The 15734-nt window shown below is 64.4% G+C and carries 10 protein-coding genes; 7 read left to right on the top strand and 3 right to left on the bottom strand.

Features of this window, described 5'->3' with window-relative positions; translation table 11 throughout:
- Positions 1 to 50 precede the first annotated feature (50 nt).
- From HCU76_RS13330 to HCU76_RS13320, 3 genes are all read left to right on the top strand, one after another.
- Positions 51 to 1610: a restriction endonuclease subunit S gene (locus HCU76_RS13330; protein ID WP_218509568.1), complete on the top strand. Its 1560-nt coding sequence runs from the start codon at positions 51 to 53 to the stop codon at positions 1608 to 1610.
- Positions 1607 to 3565 carry an RNA-binding domain-containing protein gene (locus HCU76_RS13325; RefSeq protein WP_218509567.1) on the top strand — a complete coding sequence of 653 codons (1959 nt, stop codon included), beginning with the start codon at positions 1607 to 1609 and terminating at the stop codon, positions 3563 to 3565. The genes HCU76_RS13330 and HCU76_RS13325 overlap by 4 nt, the downstream gene beginning before the upstream one ends.
- A 118-nt stretch (positions 3566 to 3683) precedes the next feature.
- Positions 3684 to 5147: a class I SAM-dependent DNA methyltransferase gene (locus HCU76_RS13320; protein WP_218509566.1), complete on the top strand. Its 1464-nt coding sequence runs from the start codon at positions 3684 to 3686 to the stop codon at positions 5145 to 5147.
- Positions 5148 to 5151: 4 nt separating this feature from the next.
- Here the strand turns inward: HCU76_RS13320 and HCU76_RS13315 are convergent, their stop codons facing one another.
- Positions 5152 to 5919, bottom strand: a complete 768-nt coding sequence (locus HCU76_RS13315) for an amino acid ABC transporter permease (RefSeq protein WP_213959381.1) — start codon at positions 5917 to 5919, stop codon at positions 5152 to 5154.
- Positions 5920 to 5924: 5 nt separating this feature from the next.
- Entirely contained in the window at positions 5925 to 6683 is a 759-nt protein-coding gene (locus HCU76_RS13310; protein WP_213959382.1) for a basic amino acid ABC transporter substrate-binding protein, read from the bottom strand.
- Positions 6684 to 6909: 226 nt separating this feature from the next.
- Here HCU76_RS13310 and HCU76_RS13305 point away from each other — a divergent pair, with 226 nt between their 5' ends.
- Positions 6910 to 8763: a CotH kinase family protein gene (locus tag HCU76_RS13305; RefSeq protein WP_218509565.1), complete on the top strand. Its 1854-nt coding sequence runs from the start codon at positions 6910 to 6912 to the stop codon at positions 8761 to 8763.
- 9 nt (positions 8764 to 8772) lie between these two features.
- Here the strand turns inward: HCU76_RS13305 and HCU76_RS13300 are convergent, their stop codons facing one another.
- Complete coding sequence (locus HCU76_RS13300; protein ID WP_218509564.1) at positions 8773 to 9258, bottom strand: Lrp/AsnC family transcriptional regulator; 486 nt, start codon at positions 9256 to 9258, stop codon at positions 8773 to 8775.
- 174 nt (positions 9259 to 9432) lie between these two features.
- Between HCU76_RS13300 and HCU76_RS13295 the strand changes: the two genes are divergently transcribed.
- From HCU76_RS13295 to secD, 3 genes are all read left to right on the top strand, one after another.
- The gene (locus HCU76_RS13295; RefSeq protein ID WP_213959385.1) at positions 9433 to 13038 is read left to right on the top strand and encodes an indolepyruvate ferredoxin oxidoreductase family protein; all 3606 of its coding nucleotides are present in this window, start codon (positions 9433 to 9435) and stop codon (positions 13036 to 13038) included.
- 398 nt (positions 13039 to 13436) lie between these two features.
- Positions 13437 to 13784: a preprotein translocase subunit YajC gene (gene yajC, locus HCU76_RS13290; RefSeq protein WP_213959386.1), complete on the top strand. Its 348-nt coding sequence runs from the start codon at positions 13437 to 13439 to the stop codon at positions 13782 to 13784.
- Positions 13785 to 13850: 66 nt separating this feature from the next.
- Positions 13851 to 15725, top strand: coding sequence for a protein translocase subunit SecD (gene secD / locus HCU76_RS13285; RefSeq protein ID WP_218509563.1), 1875 nt, complete (start codon positions 13851 to 13853; stop codon positions 15723 to 15725).
- Positions 15726 to 15734 lie beyond the last annotated feature (9 nt).

Raw genomic sequence — 15734 nt, 5'->3', positions numbered from 1 at the left:
GATTCAATAATTCGCAGAAAACGACGAATGCAAGCTGAAATGAACTTGGTGTGGACAACGTGACCGAATTGAGCGACGACTTGTGGTCGCTGCCTGACTCGTGGAAGTGGGTGCCGATCGGGGATATCGCAGAAGTGGTTGGGGGCGGCACGCCAAGCACGACTGATCCCGCTAACTTTGGCGGAGATGTACCTTGGATCACGCCCGCCGACATGTCCCGCCATGTCGGAAAGCAGATCGCCGGAGGTACACGGTTCATCTCTGAAAAGGGATTGGCAGACTCCGGCGCTCGTTGGCTGCCCAAGGGGGCTGTACTTTTCAGCTCGCGCGCACCTATCGGATATGTCGCAGTGGCCGCCAAGCCAGTTACCACCAATCAAGGGTTCAAGAGCTTTGTTCCAGTGCTTGGATTGGGCTCGGACTTCATGTATTACTGGCTTACGAGCGCTAAGCCAATAGCCGAAAAACTTGCGAGCGGCACTACCTTTTTGGAAATCTCGGGTGCCAAAGCCGCACTCATCCCTTTTCCGCTAGCGCCGGCTGCAGAGCAAACCCGCATCGCCGACAAGCTCGAAGAACTGCTGTCCGACCTCGATGCCGGCGTGGCCGAACTCAAGGCCGCGCAAAGGAAGCTCGCGCAATACCGCCAGTCGCTGCTCAAGGCCGCCATGGAGGGCCGGCTCACGCAGGCTTGGCGCGAGCAGCTCGGCGAACCCGAGGAAAGTGGCGCGCAACTGCTGGATCGCATCCTGCGCGAGCGGCGGGAGCGATGGGAGGCCAAGCAGCTCGCCAAGTTCGAGGCGCAGGGGAAGGCACCGCCGAAGGGCTGGAGAGACAGGTACCCGGTACCGGCGGCCTTGGAGCCGGCAGGTCTTGCAGAGTTGCCGCCAGGCTGGGTCTGGGCGAGTTTGGACATGCTCGCTGAAGTTCAAGGCGGCGTTCAGAAGCAGCCATCCCGAGCGCCTGTACAAAATAGATATCCGTTCTTGCGCGTTGCTAACGTCGCGCGCGGCCTACTGAAGCTCGATGAAGTTCATGAAATCGAACTGTTTGACGGGGAGTTGGAGCGCTTGGCGCTTGAGCGCGGTGACATATTGATAGTCGAGGGCAACGGCAGCCTCACCGAGATTGGGCGGTGTGCGCGGTGGGATGGTTCAATAGAAAACGCGGTTCATCAGAACCATTTGATTCGCGCCCGGCCGATCGTGATGTTCAGTGAGTTCCTCGAAGCGTGGCTGAACTCGTTGGGAGGGGTTGAAATCTTGATGAAGCTCGCTGCTACTACGAGTGGGTTGTACACGCTTAGCGTGAGCAAACTCTGCAAGGTTCCGGTGCCGTTGCCGCCCTTGAACGAACAGGCGAGTGCCGTTGGCGCTTTGACAGACGCATTGGCTGCGCAACTGCTAATGGCGTCCTATATTCAAAAGGCCCTCCGCCAAGCCACCGCCCAACGCAAAAACATCCTCCAAGCCGCCTTCTCCGGCCAACTCGTCCCCCAAGACCCGAACGACGAACCGGCAAGCAGGTTGCTGGAGCGCATCCGCGCCGAGCGCGCGGCATCTGGCGCAACGAAAGCCCGGCGCGGACGCCACGCCGCAAACATGTCATGAACCACGATCTCACAACAGAAGAACTGATCGCACTCGGCGAGAGCGCTGATCTGGAGTGCAAGGCTGCACAGGGGCGTGACGGACGCGGCGAGCTTCCCGACGATTTCTGGCGCAGCTACAGCGCGATGGCCAACTCCGACGGCGGCCTGATCCTTTTGGGTGTGCAGGAGAAGCCTCGGGGTCAATTCAAGGCCGTCGGCTTGGCGGATCTGGAGAAGGTGCGAAAGGCACTTTGGGACAATCTGCACAACCGCAAGCAGATCAGCTCGAACCTGCTCGGTGAACCGGATGTTCAGCCCATTCGGGTGGACGGGGAATCGGTGCTCCAGGTGCGCGTGCCCCGCGCCACGCGGCAGCAACGACCGGTTCATTTGGGCGCCAACCCTTTCGGCGGCACATGGCTGCGGCGCTACGAAGGCGACTACGCCGCCGATGATGAAGCCGTGCGGCGCATGCTGGCCGAACGCGTGGAGGACTCGCGCGACGAGCGTGTGCTGGAAGGCTTTGACTTTGCGGATCTGGACATGGAATCGGTGGCGGCCTACCGCAATCGATTCGCAGCGGTTCGCCCGGGCCATGTGTGGACCGAGTTGCCGGCGCCGGAATTTCTTGAGCGGATCGGCGCATGGGGCAAGAACCGCGAGAAGGGTATTTCGGGTTTGCGTGTCGCCGGGCTGCTCATGTTCGGGCGCGCGGAGGTCATCCGGGACGCGTTGCCGCACTACATGGTGGACTTCCAGGAGCGCCCGGAAGCCCGCACGGAACGACGCTGGATCGACCGGCTCGTGCCCGATGGCACGTGGTCCGGCAATCTCTACGACTTTTTTCGGAAGGTCTATCAAAAGCTCACTGCTGGCTTGAAGGTTCCGTTCCAGTTGCGGGACGGGCAACGAGTAGACGACACTCCGGTGCATGAGGCGCTGCGCGAGGCGCTCGCCAACACCTTGATCCACGCGGACTATTCAGGTCGTGTGTCGGTGCTTGTGGTGAAGCGGCCCGACATGTACGGCTTTCGCAATCCGGGTCGCATGCGCATTCCGCCGGAGCTGGCGATTCACGGTGGCAACAGCGACTGCCGCAATCGGCGTCTGCAGACCATGTTCCAACTTGTGGGCTATGGCGACCACGCGGGTTCGGGGCTCCCCAAGATTTACACGAACTGGGCAGGTCAGCATTGGCGCCGCCCTGTTCTGTATGAACTGCCCGAGCCCGAGCAGACGCTGATGGAACTGCGGATGAGCAGCCTGGTGCCGGCGGATGCGGTGGCGCAACTGGAGGAACGCTTGGGCACGCGATTCAGTTTTCTGCCGGACAGCGCCCGGCTGGCATTGATCACTGCGCAAGTGGAAGGGGTGGTGAGCCACGACCGGCTCAAGCAGATTTGCACGGACCATCCCGCTGATCTCACCAAGATGCTGGGCGGCTTGGTGCGTGACGGGTTGCTTTCGCCGGACGGCGCAGGCAGAGGCACGGTTTACTTCCTGCCTTGGCAAAGGCGTTTGACGGCGACAGTCTTCGATATCGCCGATGAAGCAGTCGCACCCCCGGAGCTTGGCGCCGTAACACCGGAGCCAGCAGGGCAATCACCGGAGCTAGTGGCGCTATCACCGGAGCCTGCTTTGGCGAAAGCTCCCGTTCAGCCTCTGCTCGACTGGGCGACCCTCTCGCCTGCGATTCAGGCCCAACTGACAGACCTGGGGCGACCGGTGGCACGGCGCGGACGCGTGGCGCCATCAACACTGCGCGCGAGCATTGTTGCCCTTTGCTCTGGCCGCCATCTGGGGCTGCGGGTCTTGGCCCACGCGCTGGAACGTGATCCGGACGATCTGCGCAAGCGCTCGCTCACGCCGATGGTCAGAGAAGGCGTTCTGCGCACGACCTACGCAAATCCGCGCGATCCGAGACAGGCATACACAGCGGCTTCCAGCGCTTCGGAAGCGCAGACCGACGGATGAACGCGGCCCATTTGTTTGACGGGTATTTGGCACGGTGCCTTTCAGAGGCCATCTGCCACCAAGAAAATCCATATAAATCAAAGATTTATGCGGCGATGCCGTATTTGATGGGTATTTGATGAACGCATCCTCTCTCGTCCAGAAAATCTGGAACTTCTGCCACACCCTGCGCGACGACGGGGTGGGCTACGGCGACTACCTCGAGCAACTCACCTACCTGCTGTTCCTCAAGCTGGCGCACGAATACGCGCAGCCGCCCTATGAGCGCCCCACCCACATCCCCAAGGGCTTCGACTGGCCCAGCCTCAAGAGCAAGACCGGCGAACCGCTGGAAGCGCACTACCTCGCGCTCCTGCACGAACTGGCCACCAAGCCGGGAATGCTCGGCGCGATCTTCTTCAAGGCGCAGAACAAGATCCAGGACCCGGCCAAGCTGTCGCGCCTGGTGCAGCTGATCGACGCGGAGAACTGGATCAGCCTCGATGCCGACACCAAGGGCGACCTGTACGAAGGCCTGCTGCAGAAGAATGCCGAAGACACCAAGAGCGGCGCCGGCCAGTACTTCACGCCGCGCGTGCTGATCGAGGCGATGGTGGCCTGCGTGCGGCCGCAGCCGATGAAGACCATTGCCGACCCGGCCTGCGGGACGGGCGGGTTCTTCCTCGGCGCGTACGACTGGCTGGCGAGCAAGAGCGGCCACAAGCTCAACCTTCGGCAGATGGAGTTCCTGCACAACCAGACCTTCTTCGGCAACGAGATCGTCGCAGCCACGCGCCGGCTGTGCCTGATGAACCTGTTCCTGCACAACGTCGGTGAACTGGACGGCGAGCCGGCCGTAGACCGCGCCGACGCGTTGATCTCGGCGCCGGAGAAGCGCTTCGACTACGTGCTGGCCAATCCGCCCTTCGGCAAGAAGAGCAGCATGACGATCACCAACGCGGAAGGCGAGGAAGACCGCGACGCGTTGACCTACGAGCGGCAGGACTTCTGGCAGACCACGTCGAACAAGCAGCTCAACTTTTTGCAGCACATCGTCACCATCCTCAAGACGACCGGACAAGCGGCGGTGGTGTTGCCCGACAACGTGCTGTTCGAAGGCGGTGCCGGCGAGAAGATCCGCAAGAAGCTGCTGGAAACCTGCGACGTTCACACGCTGCTGCGCCTGCCCACGGGCATTTTCTACGCGCAGGGCGTGAAGGCCAACGTGCTGTTCTTCGACAAGAAGCCGGCCGACGGCAAGGTGCATACCCAAGGCGTGTGGATCTACGACCTGCGCACCAACAAGCACTTCACGCTCAAGACCAGGCCGCTGGCCACCGCCGATCTCAGCGACTTCATCGCAAGCTATCGCCCCGACAACCGCCATGAGCGGGTCGAGTCGGAGCGCTTCAAGTACTTCAGCTACGCCGACCTGGTGGCGCGCGACAAGGCCAGTCTCGACATCTTCTGGCTCAAGGACGACAGCCTCGACAACCTTGATGACCTGCCGCCGCCTGACGTGCTGCAACAGGAAATCATCGATCACCTCGAAGCGGCGCTGGCCTCGTTCAGGGATGTGGCGGCGGGGCTGGCGCGCTCTTGAACACCTAACCCCGGTCGCTGCGCGCTAGCCGATGCTCCAGCCGCCGCAGCATCGTCGCCAGCGCCAGCGTCATCAACCAGTAGATCAGCGAGATCGCCAGGTAAGGTTCCCAGTAGCGCGCATATGCCCCGGCCACCGTGCGCGCCGCATAGGCCAACTCCGCCAGTCCGATCGCAGACACCAGCGACGTGTCCTTCAGCAGCGAGATCGCGTTGTTGCCCAGCGGCGGCAACATGCGCCGGAAGGCTTGCGGCAGCACCACGTAGCGCATCACCTGTGCCGGCGTGAAGCCGATCGAACGGCCTGCGTCCACCTGCCCCTTCGAGATCGACTGGATGCCCGCACGGAACACTTCCGAGATGTAGGCCGCCGAGTTCAACGTGAGCGCCACGATGCCGGAGATCAGCGCGCCGTGCTCCTGCTTGAGTTCGCGCGCCAGCTCGCCGGTGATCAGCAAGCCGCTGGTCGGATGGATGAACACCGGCATCACCGCGAAGTGGATCAGCAGGATCTGCACGAACAGCGGCGTCCCCCGGAAGAAGCTCACGTACACCGTCGACGGCCAGCGCAGGAAGTAGCGCGTGACCCAGGTCCACGGCGCATGCCGGGCATTCGCGAGGCGCGCAATGGCCAGGCACAAGCCCCAGCTCGAACCCAGCAGCACGCAGACCACGGTCATGCGCAGCGTCATCCATGCGCCCTGGATAAACAGGTCCTTGTATTCCAGGAGGATGTCGACCCGGAACCAGCCGAACCAGACGATGGGTTCCATGGCGGTCAGCGGGCGTTAGGGTCCTTGTTGAACCACTTCTTGTAGATCGTGTTGTAGCTGCCGTCCGCGCGAATCGCGGCCAGTCCCGCGGCCAGCTTGTCCTGCAGCGCCTTGTCGCCCTTCTTCACGACGATGCCGAAGCCTTCCTCGGGGAAGGACTTGTCGTCGACGGTCTTGAGGTCCGCGTTCTGCGCCACGCGGTAGGCGATCACGCCGTTGTCCCCCACGGCCGCATCGACGCCGCCGCCGGCCAGTTCCGAGATGATCAGCGGCGTGCTCTCGAAGCGGCGGATGTTCGCATTGGTCTTGCCGAACTCGCGCGAGACCACGTCATCGGCCGTCGAGGCGTTGACCACGGCAATCTTCTTGCCGGCCAGGTCCTTCAGCGACGCCACGGTGCTGGCCTTGGGCACCGCGATCAACTGCTTGGCCGCGAAGTACGAGGGCGAGAAATCGTAGCTTTGCTTGCGCTTCTCGTTGATGGTCACGCCCGAGATGATCAGGTCGACATCGCCGTTGTTGAGCGCCGCGAAGATGCCGCTCCAGGGCGTGTTGACCAGCTTGATCTTCAGGCCCTGGTTCCTGGCGATGGCATTGATGATGTCGACGTCGAAGCCGACGATCTGCTTGTCCTTGTTCTCGAACGCGAACGGTGCGTAGGTGGCGCTGGAGGCCACGGTGAGTTCGCGGTTCTGCGCTTGCGCGCCGAAAGCCAGGGTGGCGGCTGCGAGGCCCAGCGCGAGTGCGCGGCGAAGGGGGTTCATTTCGTCTCCCGATTGAAATGTTGGTGCTTGGAAATTGCGTGAGGGCAGGCAAAACGCTGGAAAACGCATCGCCGGTCCTGGAACGATCATGTCTAATCCCTGCCGTACCAAAAATTATTCAGGGAGAAGATCGAATATGTCACGATTTCACGTGATTGTTTTGGCATTGGGGTGCACTGTGCTGGCCTCGTGCGGTGGTGGCGGCAACGGAGGGGGGAGCGCCAGCATGGGCGGCCTTCCGCATGCGGCAAGCGCGGCGCCGGTGGCGGTGGACGCAGGTCAGGCCGTTCGCACCGCGAAGCTTGGTGAATCCGTCGAGGCGATCCGGAACTTTTCGGGCCGGGTCGATGTTGCCATACCGGCTGCGGGTATCCAGGTCTGCCTCGATGTGGATGGCGATTTCGACTGTAGCGCGGCGGAGCCCGCCATCACCACCGATGCCGCCGGCAACTTCTCGCTGACGCTGGCGGCCCGCACCGCGCTCACCTCGCCTCCTCCGCTTCTCGTGGCCAGGATTCCGGCCGGCTTCGATGCGACCGGCGCGATGCAGGAGGCGTACCGGCTGGCGTCGCGTCCGATGCCGGTCACTGTCATCAGTGCCTTGACGACCCTCGACGCCCTGCGCGCGCCGACAGGCGGCGCGGTTCCGCCCATGCCCACGCCATGGCTCGGCCTGGCATCGACGATCGACATCCATGACCCGGACGATGTGACGGCCCGTCGAATCGGCATGGCCGTCCTGCCCGCGTTGGCAAGCGCCACGACAAGGCTGATGACCGGGTCGGCCCCGATGAACATCCAGGCCGCCACCGCCGGGGCTGCCCGCGCCGCCCGGCAAGTTCTGGCGGCCTACATCGACCCCGCCACTGGCAACCTGCTGCACACCGTGGCGCCGAGGACGCTGCGTGTCGAGACGCTGCACCAGGTCCAGCCTGAAACCTGCGCCGCGCAGCCGGTGACGCCGATCAGCATCCGGACCCGGGACGCTGCCCCGATCGACTCGAAGGTGACCTACGTTCCCGCCACCCTGCAGATCGAGGGAGCCGACACGGCGGTCGCCACCGACATCCGCGGCCGCGGCAACAGCACCTGGGAATTGATGCCCAAGAAGCCCTATCGCCTCAAGCTGGGCAAGAAGGCGGCGCTGCTCGGCCTGCCGGCCAGCAAGAACTGGGCGCTGCTTGCCAACTACGCGGACAAGACGCTGATGCGCAACGCCCTCGCCGCCTGCCTCAGCCGCATGCTCGGCATGGACTACACGCCGGGGCAACGCTACGTGGAGCTGACCCTCAACGGTGACTACGTGGGCGTCTACCAATTGAGCGAACTGGTCGAGGTGGCCGACAAGCGGGTCAACATCGGCGAGCCCGCCACCGAGGCGGTCGACCCCGGCATGGGCTTCCTGCTCGAGATCGATGGGCGGCTCGATGAAGTCCTCTGGTACTACAGCCAGGCCGGCGTGCCGTACACCGTGAAGTCCGACATGACCCCTGCGCAGATGCCGAACCTCGTGTCCTTCGTCGACCGCATGGAGGGGGAGTTGTACAGCACCAGCTTCAAGGATCCGCAGGCCGGCTATGACGCCCACCTCGATGCCGACTCGCTCATCGACCTGTACCTGATCAACGAACTCTTCCGCAACAACGACGGCTTCAACTCCAGCACCTTTGCCTATCGTCCGCGCGGCGGGCGGCTGCAGTTCGGCCCCGTGTGGGACTTCGACATCGCGGCAGGCAACGTCAACTACAACGGAAACGACGCCATCGAAGGCTGGTGGACGCGCTATCAGAACCCCTATTTCCAGCGACTGCTGCAGGACGAGCAGTTCCGGCGCCACATGCAGGTCCGTTGGCGCTATCTCGCCGGGCGGCTGCCGGACCTTGGGGGCTTCGCCTTCGCGACGGCCGCCACACTGGCCGAGCCGCAAGCCCGCAATTTCACACGTTGGCCCATCCTCGACACCTGGGTCTGGCCCAACGCCGTGGTGAAGGGCTCCTATGCCCGTGAACTCAAATACCTGGTCGATTGGCTCGGTGGCCGCGCCGGATGGATGAACGTCCAGCTCGACAACGCGCCGTAGTCGCTTTCTTCACCGACGCGGCGGCGCCAGGTGCGCCAGCGGCAAGGCGCTGCTGGCCTTCACCTCGCCGAGCGAGAAACTGGTGTGCAGGTCTTTCACGTTCGGCAGGTTCATCAAATGCTCGCGCGCGAAGGTCGAGAAGGTGTCGAGGTCTTGCGCCACCACTTGCAACTCGAAGGTGCCGGTGCCGCTGATGTAGTGGCAGGACACCACTTCGGGCAACTTGCGGATCGCCTCCTCCAGCTTGCGGGTCGCGTCGCCCTGCACCCGTTCGGCGTCGACGCGCACGAAAGCGAGCACGCCCAGCCCGATCATGTGGCGGTCGATCTCGGCGTGATAGCCCTTGATGAAACCGGCCTCCTCCAGCGCCCGCACGCGGCGCCAGCACGGCGCAGCGGACAGGCCGACGCGCAATGCCAGCTCGGCATTGGTGAGCCGTCCATCGGCCTGCAGTTCTTGCAGTATCGCAAGGTCAAACTTGTCAATGCTTTCCATAGACTGGCATTTTAAGAAAGATCCTTTCTGGGACGCGGGTTTTCGAGGCAAAGAACGCAAACACCTGTCAGAGGCGCAGGCATACACTTTGCGTCACTATTGGGGAGCGCCCTACCAGGGTTCAAAACACCTTTTCAGCCACGCCCACAAGGCAAAGCCACCGGAGACCGACACATGAACGCCCCGCTGCCAGAGCACATCCGCAAGGCTCTCGAGACCGTCACGCTCGACGACAAATATTCTTTGGATTACGGCCGCGCCTTCATGAGCGGCGTCCAGGCCCTGGTCAAGCTGCCGATGCTGCAGCGCCTGCGCGACCAGCAGAACGGCAAGAACACAGCCGGCTTCATCAGCGGCTACCGCGGATCTCCGCTCGGCGGCTATGACCAGGCCCTGTGGAAGGCCAGCAAGTACCTGAAGGCGCAGAACATCGTCTTCCAGCCCGGCGTGAACGAGGAGTTGGCGGCCACGGCGTTGTGGGGCACGCAGCAACTGGGCTTCTCCCCCCAGGGCACCAACAAGTTCGACGGCGTCTTCGGCATCTGGTATGGCAAGGGCCCCGGCGTGGACCGCTGCTCCGACGTGTTCAAGCACGCCAACATGGCCGGCACCACCGAATTCGGCGGCGTGATCGCGGTGGCGGGCGACGACCACATCTCCAAGAGCAGCACGGCCGCGCACCAGAGCGACCACATCTTCAAGGCCTGCGGCACGCCGGTGTTCTTCCCGACCAACGTGCAGGAGATCCTCGACCTCGGCATCCACGCCTTCGCGCTGAGCCGCTTCTCGGGCGTGTGGTCGGGCATGAAGACGATCCAGGAAATCGTCGAGTCCAGCGCCACAGCGATGATCGACCCGGAGCGCGTCGAGATCATCACGCCCACCGATTTCCAGATGCCGCCCGGCGGCCTGCACATCCGCTGGCCTGATCACGCGCTGGAGCAGGAAGCGCGCCTGATGCACTACAAGTGGTACGCCGCGCTGGCCTACATCCGCGCCAACCGGCTCAACCACAACGTCATCCAGGGGCCGAACGACCGCTTCGGCATCATGGCCAGCGGCAAGGCCTTCAACGACACGCGCCAGGCGCTGATCGACCTCGGCCTCGATGACGCCGCCTGCCGCCAGCTCGGCATCCGCCTGCACAAGGTCGCCGTCGTGTGGCCGCTGGAGGCGCAACTCACGCGCGACTTCGCGACCGGCCTGCAGGAGATCCTGGTGGTCGAGGAGAAGCGCCAGGTGATCGAGTACCAACTCAAGGAAGAGCTCTACAACTGGCGCTCGGACGTGCGCCCCAACGTGGTCGGCAAGTTCGACGAGGGCGAAGTGCATGCGGCCGAGGGCTATTCGGGCGGCGAATGGTCGATGCCCAATCCCACCGCGCACACGCTGCTGCGCGCCAATGCCGACCTGAACCCCGCAATGATCGCCAAGGCGATCGCGCAGCGCCTGAAGAAGACCGGCCTGCTCGCGAAGGCAGGCGCCGACATGGTCGCGCGCATCGACGCGCAGCTCGCGATCCTCGAGGCGAAAGAGCGCTCGATGGACGTGCTGCAGGTCGGCGGTGTGAAGGATGGCCGCCAGCCCTGGTTCTGCTCGGGCTGCCCCCACAACACCAGCACCGTCGTGCCTGAGGGCTCGCGCGCCATGGGCGGCATCGGCTGCCACTTCATGGCCACCTGGATGGACCGCTCCACCATCGGCTTCACGCAGATGGGCGGCGAGGGCGTGCCATGGGTCGGCCAGCAGCCCTTCACGACCGACCAGCACATCTTCGCCAACCTGGGCGACGGCACCTACTTCCACAGCGGCCTGCTCGCCATCCGCCAGAGCATCGCGGCCGGCGTGAACATCACCTACAAGATCCTCTACAACGACGCCGTCGCCATGACCGGCGGCCAGCAGGTGGGAGAACGACCCGAGGGCCATTCGGTGCTGCAGATCGCCGAGAGCATGCATGCCGAGGGCGCGAAGAAGGTCGTCATCGTCACCGACGAACCCGAGAAGTACCAGGGCGTGAGCGTGCCTGGCGACCACGTCGAGATCAAGCATCGCGACCTGCTCGACGACATCCAGCGCGAGTTCCGCGAGATGAAGGGCACCACGGTCATCATCTACGACCAGACCTGCGCCACCGAGAAGCGCCGCCGCCGCAAGCGGGGCACGGCTGTCGACCCGGCCAAGCGCGTCGTCATCAACGAGCTGGTCTGCGAAGGGTGCGGCGACTGCAGCGTGCAGAGCAATTGCCTCAGCGTGGAGCCGCTGGAGACCGAGTTCGGCCGCAAGCGCACCATCAACCAGAGCACCTGCAACAAGGACATGAGCTGCCTCAAGGGCTTCTGCCCGAGCTTCGTCACCGTCGAAGGCGGCCAGCTCAAGAAGAAGTCGAAGGGCAAGGCCAACTCGCCATTCGAAATGGGCGAGATGCCCGAGCCCGCGGTCCCGACGCTGGCGCGCGACCAGGTGTGGGGCGTGGTGGTGGCCGGCGTCGGCGGTACCGGCGTCATCACCATCGGCCAGCTGCTCGGCATGGCGACGCACATCGAAGGCAAGGGCATCGTCACGCAGGATGCCGCGGGCCTGGCGCAGAAGGGCGGCGCGACTTGGAGCCATGTGTTGATCGGTGAATCGCAGGACGCGATCCGCACGACGCGCGTGGGCACGGCCGCGGCCGACCTCATCCTGGCGGCCGATCCGCTGGTGGCCGTCAACGGCGAGACGCTGGCCCGCATGCGCGAAGGACGCACGCATGTCGCGCTCAACAGCCACAGCGCGCCGACGGCGGCATTCGTGCGCAACGCCAACTGGCAGAACCCGCAGGACGATTGCGCCAACGAAATCGCGCGCGCGGTCGGCGCCGAGGGCGTCGCCAGCTTCGATGCCGACGCCACCGCCGTGGCGCTGATGGGCGACAGCCTTTATGCCAACCCGATGCTGCTCGGCTTCGCCTGGCAAAAGGGCTGGGTGCCGCTGGAGCATGAATCGCTGATGCGGGCGATCGAGTTGAACGCGGTGGCGGTCGAGAACAACAAGACCGCTTTCGAATGGGGTCGCCGCGCCGCGCACAGCCCTGTCGCCGTGCAAAAGCTCGTGACGCCTGGCCAGGTGATTGAGTTCAAGAAGCGAGAAACGGTCGAAAGCCTGGTGAAGCGCCGCGTCGAGTTCCTGACGGCCTACCAGAACGCTGCTTATGCGGAGCAATACAAGGCCTTCGTCGGCCGGGTGCAGCAGGTCGAGACCGCGCGGGTCGGCAAGAACACCCTGACCGAAGCCGTGGCGCGCTACCTCTTCAAGCTGATGGCTTACAAGGACGAGTACGAGGTCGCCCGCCTGCACACCGACCGCAGCTTCCTCGATCGTGTCGAAGGCATGTTCGAGGGCGACTTCAAGCTCAACTACCACTTGGCGCCGCCGCTCATTGCGAAGAAGAACTCGAAGGGCGAACTGCAGAAGCAGAAATTCGGCCCCGGCATGCTGACCGGCTTCAAGTTGCTGGCCAAATTGAAGAGCCTGCGCGGCACGGCGCTCGACATCTTCGGCCGTACCGAGGAGCGCAAGACCGAGCGTGCGCTGATCGGCGAATACAAGGCGAGCATCGAGGAAGTGATGTCCGGCCTGACCGCCGCCAACCACGCCACGGCGCTTGACATCGCCGCGCTGCCGGAGCAGATCCGCGGCTACGGCCATGTGAAGGACCGCAACCTGGCCGCGGCCCGCACGCGCTGGGCGGCGCTGATGACCCAGTGGCGCCAGCCGCAGGCGTCCCGCGCCGCGGCCTGAAACGAAGCCCAGCCGCGGATGCATCTGCCGCGCTACGGGCGCCCGCCAGAGGCAACTGCTCTTGCGGGCCGTCCGAGCTGGCGCCGGCTGGCTTGCAGTCGCGTCCCTCAGCACCTGAGGGAGCGCATCCAGCGGCCCGTCAAAGCCGGTTCCGCGCGTGCCCACGAACAGGCATTGCCCGCCATCGCCTGAGTAGCAGCGCAACGGCCCCGCGCGCCACTTTCAAAGCCCCGTTCCCAGCGCCGGATTAGCCGGCGGCAGCGGTTGCACCCACGAATACAATGCCCGGTGCTTGCGCGCGGGCATGGGCCTGCGCCGCAGGGCCGCACCCCGCGGTCGCCGCGACTTGCTGCGGGCATCGCGCCTGCGTTCCTGACATCCCTCTGCTGGAGACTCCCTTGTTCATTTCCTCTGCCTTTGCCCAGACCGCTGCTGCTCCCGCACCTGCTTCTACCGGCGGCGATATGTTGTCTGCGTTCGGCGGCCTTCAATTGCCCATGATGATTGCAATCTTTGCCGTCTTCTACTTCGTCATCATCCGCCCGCAGCAGAAGCGCCAGAAGGAAGCCCGCGCCATGATCGAGGCGCTGGCCAAGGGCGATGAAGTCGTCACCGGCGGCGGCGTGCTCGGCAAGATCACGTCGATCAACGACCAGTACCTTGGTCTCGAAGTCGCCAATGGCGTCGAGATCAAGATCCAGCGCAGCGCCGTGGTCCAGGTGCTGCCCAAAGGCGCGATCAAGTAATCGCCGGCCGGGGACCGCCCGGCAACCCCTGCGCCACGCCGAACTTCCAACGCTCAACCTCCCGCCATGAATCGATATCCGGTCTGGAAGTACACCATCATCGTCATCGTGCTCCTGTTGGGGCTGATCTACGCACTTCCCAATTTCTTCGGCGAGGCGCCAGCCGTGCAGGTGTCGCCCGCCAAGTCGACCGCCAGGATCGATGCGTCGACCCAGGCCCGTGTCGAGGAGGCGCTCAAGACGGCCGGCCTCAAGCCCGACCTGCTCACGATCGACGCCTCCGCCGTGCGCGTGCGTTTCGCCAGCACCGATGACCAGCTGAAGGCGCGTGACGCCCTGCAGCATGCCTTCGTGCCCAATGCGGAAGACCCGTCCTACGTGGTCGCGTTGAACCTGGTGTCGCGCTCGCCGGGTTGGCTCACGGCGCTGCATGCCTACCCGATGTACCTCGGCCTGGACCTGCGCGGTGGCGTGGACTTCCTGCTGCAGGTGGACATGAAGGGCGTGCTCGACAAGCGCGCCGAGACCATCTCCGGCGACGTTCGTTCCGCGTTGCGCGACAAGAGCGTGCGTGGCGCGGCGGTCAGCCGCAATGGCCAGAGCGTGGAGGTGCGCGCCCGCGACACGACCGCACTGGAAGCCGCCAGGCGCCTGATCCAGGACCAGTACCCCGACCTCGTCACCACCGACAGGCGCGAGGGCGACGACTACCTGCTGGCCGCCACTTTCCGGCCCGAGGCCGCCGTCCGCATCCAGGGCGAGGCGCTCAAGCAGAACGTCACCACGCTGCACAACCGGATCAATGAACTCGGCGTGGCCGAACCCGTGATCCAGCAACAGGGCATCGACCGCATCGTGGTGCAGTTGCCCGGCGTGCAGGACCCGACGCGCGCCAAGGACATCCTCGGTCGCACTGCCACGCTAGAAATGCGCATGGTCGACGAGAGCGCCGAGGCACGCGCTGCCAAGACCGGCGGCCCGGTGCCCTTCGGCTCCGAGAAATTTCCCGACGTCAGCGGCCAGCCGGTGATCGTCAAGAAGCAAGTGCTCGTCACCGGCGAAAACCTCACCGACGCGCGCGCCGGCCTCGACCAGCAGCAGAACCTGCCCAACGTGTCGCTCGACCTGGACGCCAAGGGCGGCCGCATCATGCGCGACACCAGCCGCGAGAACATCGGCAAGCTGATGGCCATCCTGCTGTTCGAGAAGGGCAAGGGGCAGGCGATTTCGGTCGCCACCATCCGCGGCGAGCTGGGCACGCACTTCAGCATCTCGGGCGCGATGAGCAGCGTCGATGCCAACAACCTGGCGCTGCTGCTGCGCGCCGGTTCGCTGGCCGCGCCCATGGAGATCATCCAGGAGCGCACCATCGGCCCAAGCCTGGGCGCCGACAACATCGCCAAGGGCTTCGACAGCGTGATGTACGGCTTTGCCGCGATCATGGTCTTCATGTGCATCTACTACGCGTTGTTCGGCGTGTTCTCGTCGATCGCGCTGGCGGTCAACCTGCTGTTGTTGGTGGCCGTGCTCTCCATCCTGCAGGCCACGCTTACCCTGCCCGGCATCGCGGCCATGGCGCTGGCCATCGGTGTCGCGATCGACTCCAACGTGCTGATCAACGAGCGCGTGCGCGAGGAACTGCGCAACGGCGCGGCACCGCAGGCGGCCATCCATGCCGGCTACGACCGCGCGTGGGGCACCATCCTCGACTCCAACGTGACCACGCTCATCGCCGGCATTGCCTTGCTGGCCTTCGGCTCGGGCCCGGTGCGCGGTTTTGCGGTGGTGCATTGCATCGGCATCGTCACCTCGATGTTCTCGGCCGTGTTCTTCTCGCGCGGCCTGGTGAACTTCTGGTACGGACGCAAGAAGAAGCTCAAGACCGTCTCCATCGGCACCGTGTGGCGCCCCAAGACCGACGGCGTGGCCGTGGCCGAATAAGGAATCAAG

Source organism: Variovorax sp. dw_308 (assembly GCF_019207085.1).
In the GTDB taxonomy this organism is placed as follows: Bacteria; Pseudomonadota; Gammaproteobacteria; order Burkholderiales; family Burkholderiaceae_C; genus Variovorax.
The sequence above is the reverse complement of the archived record's forward strand: the minus strand, read 5'-3'. Positions and strand labels throughout refer to the sequence as shown.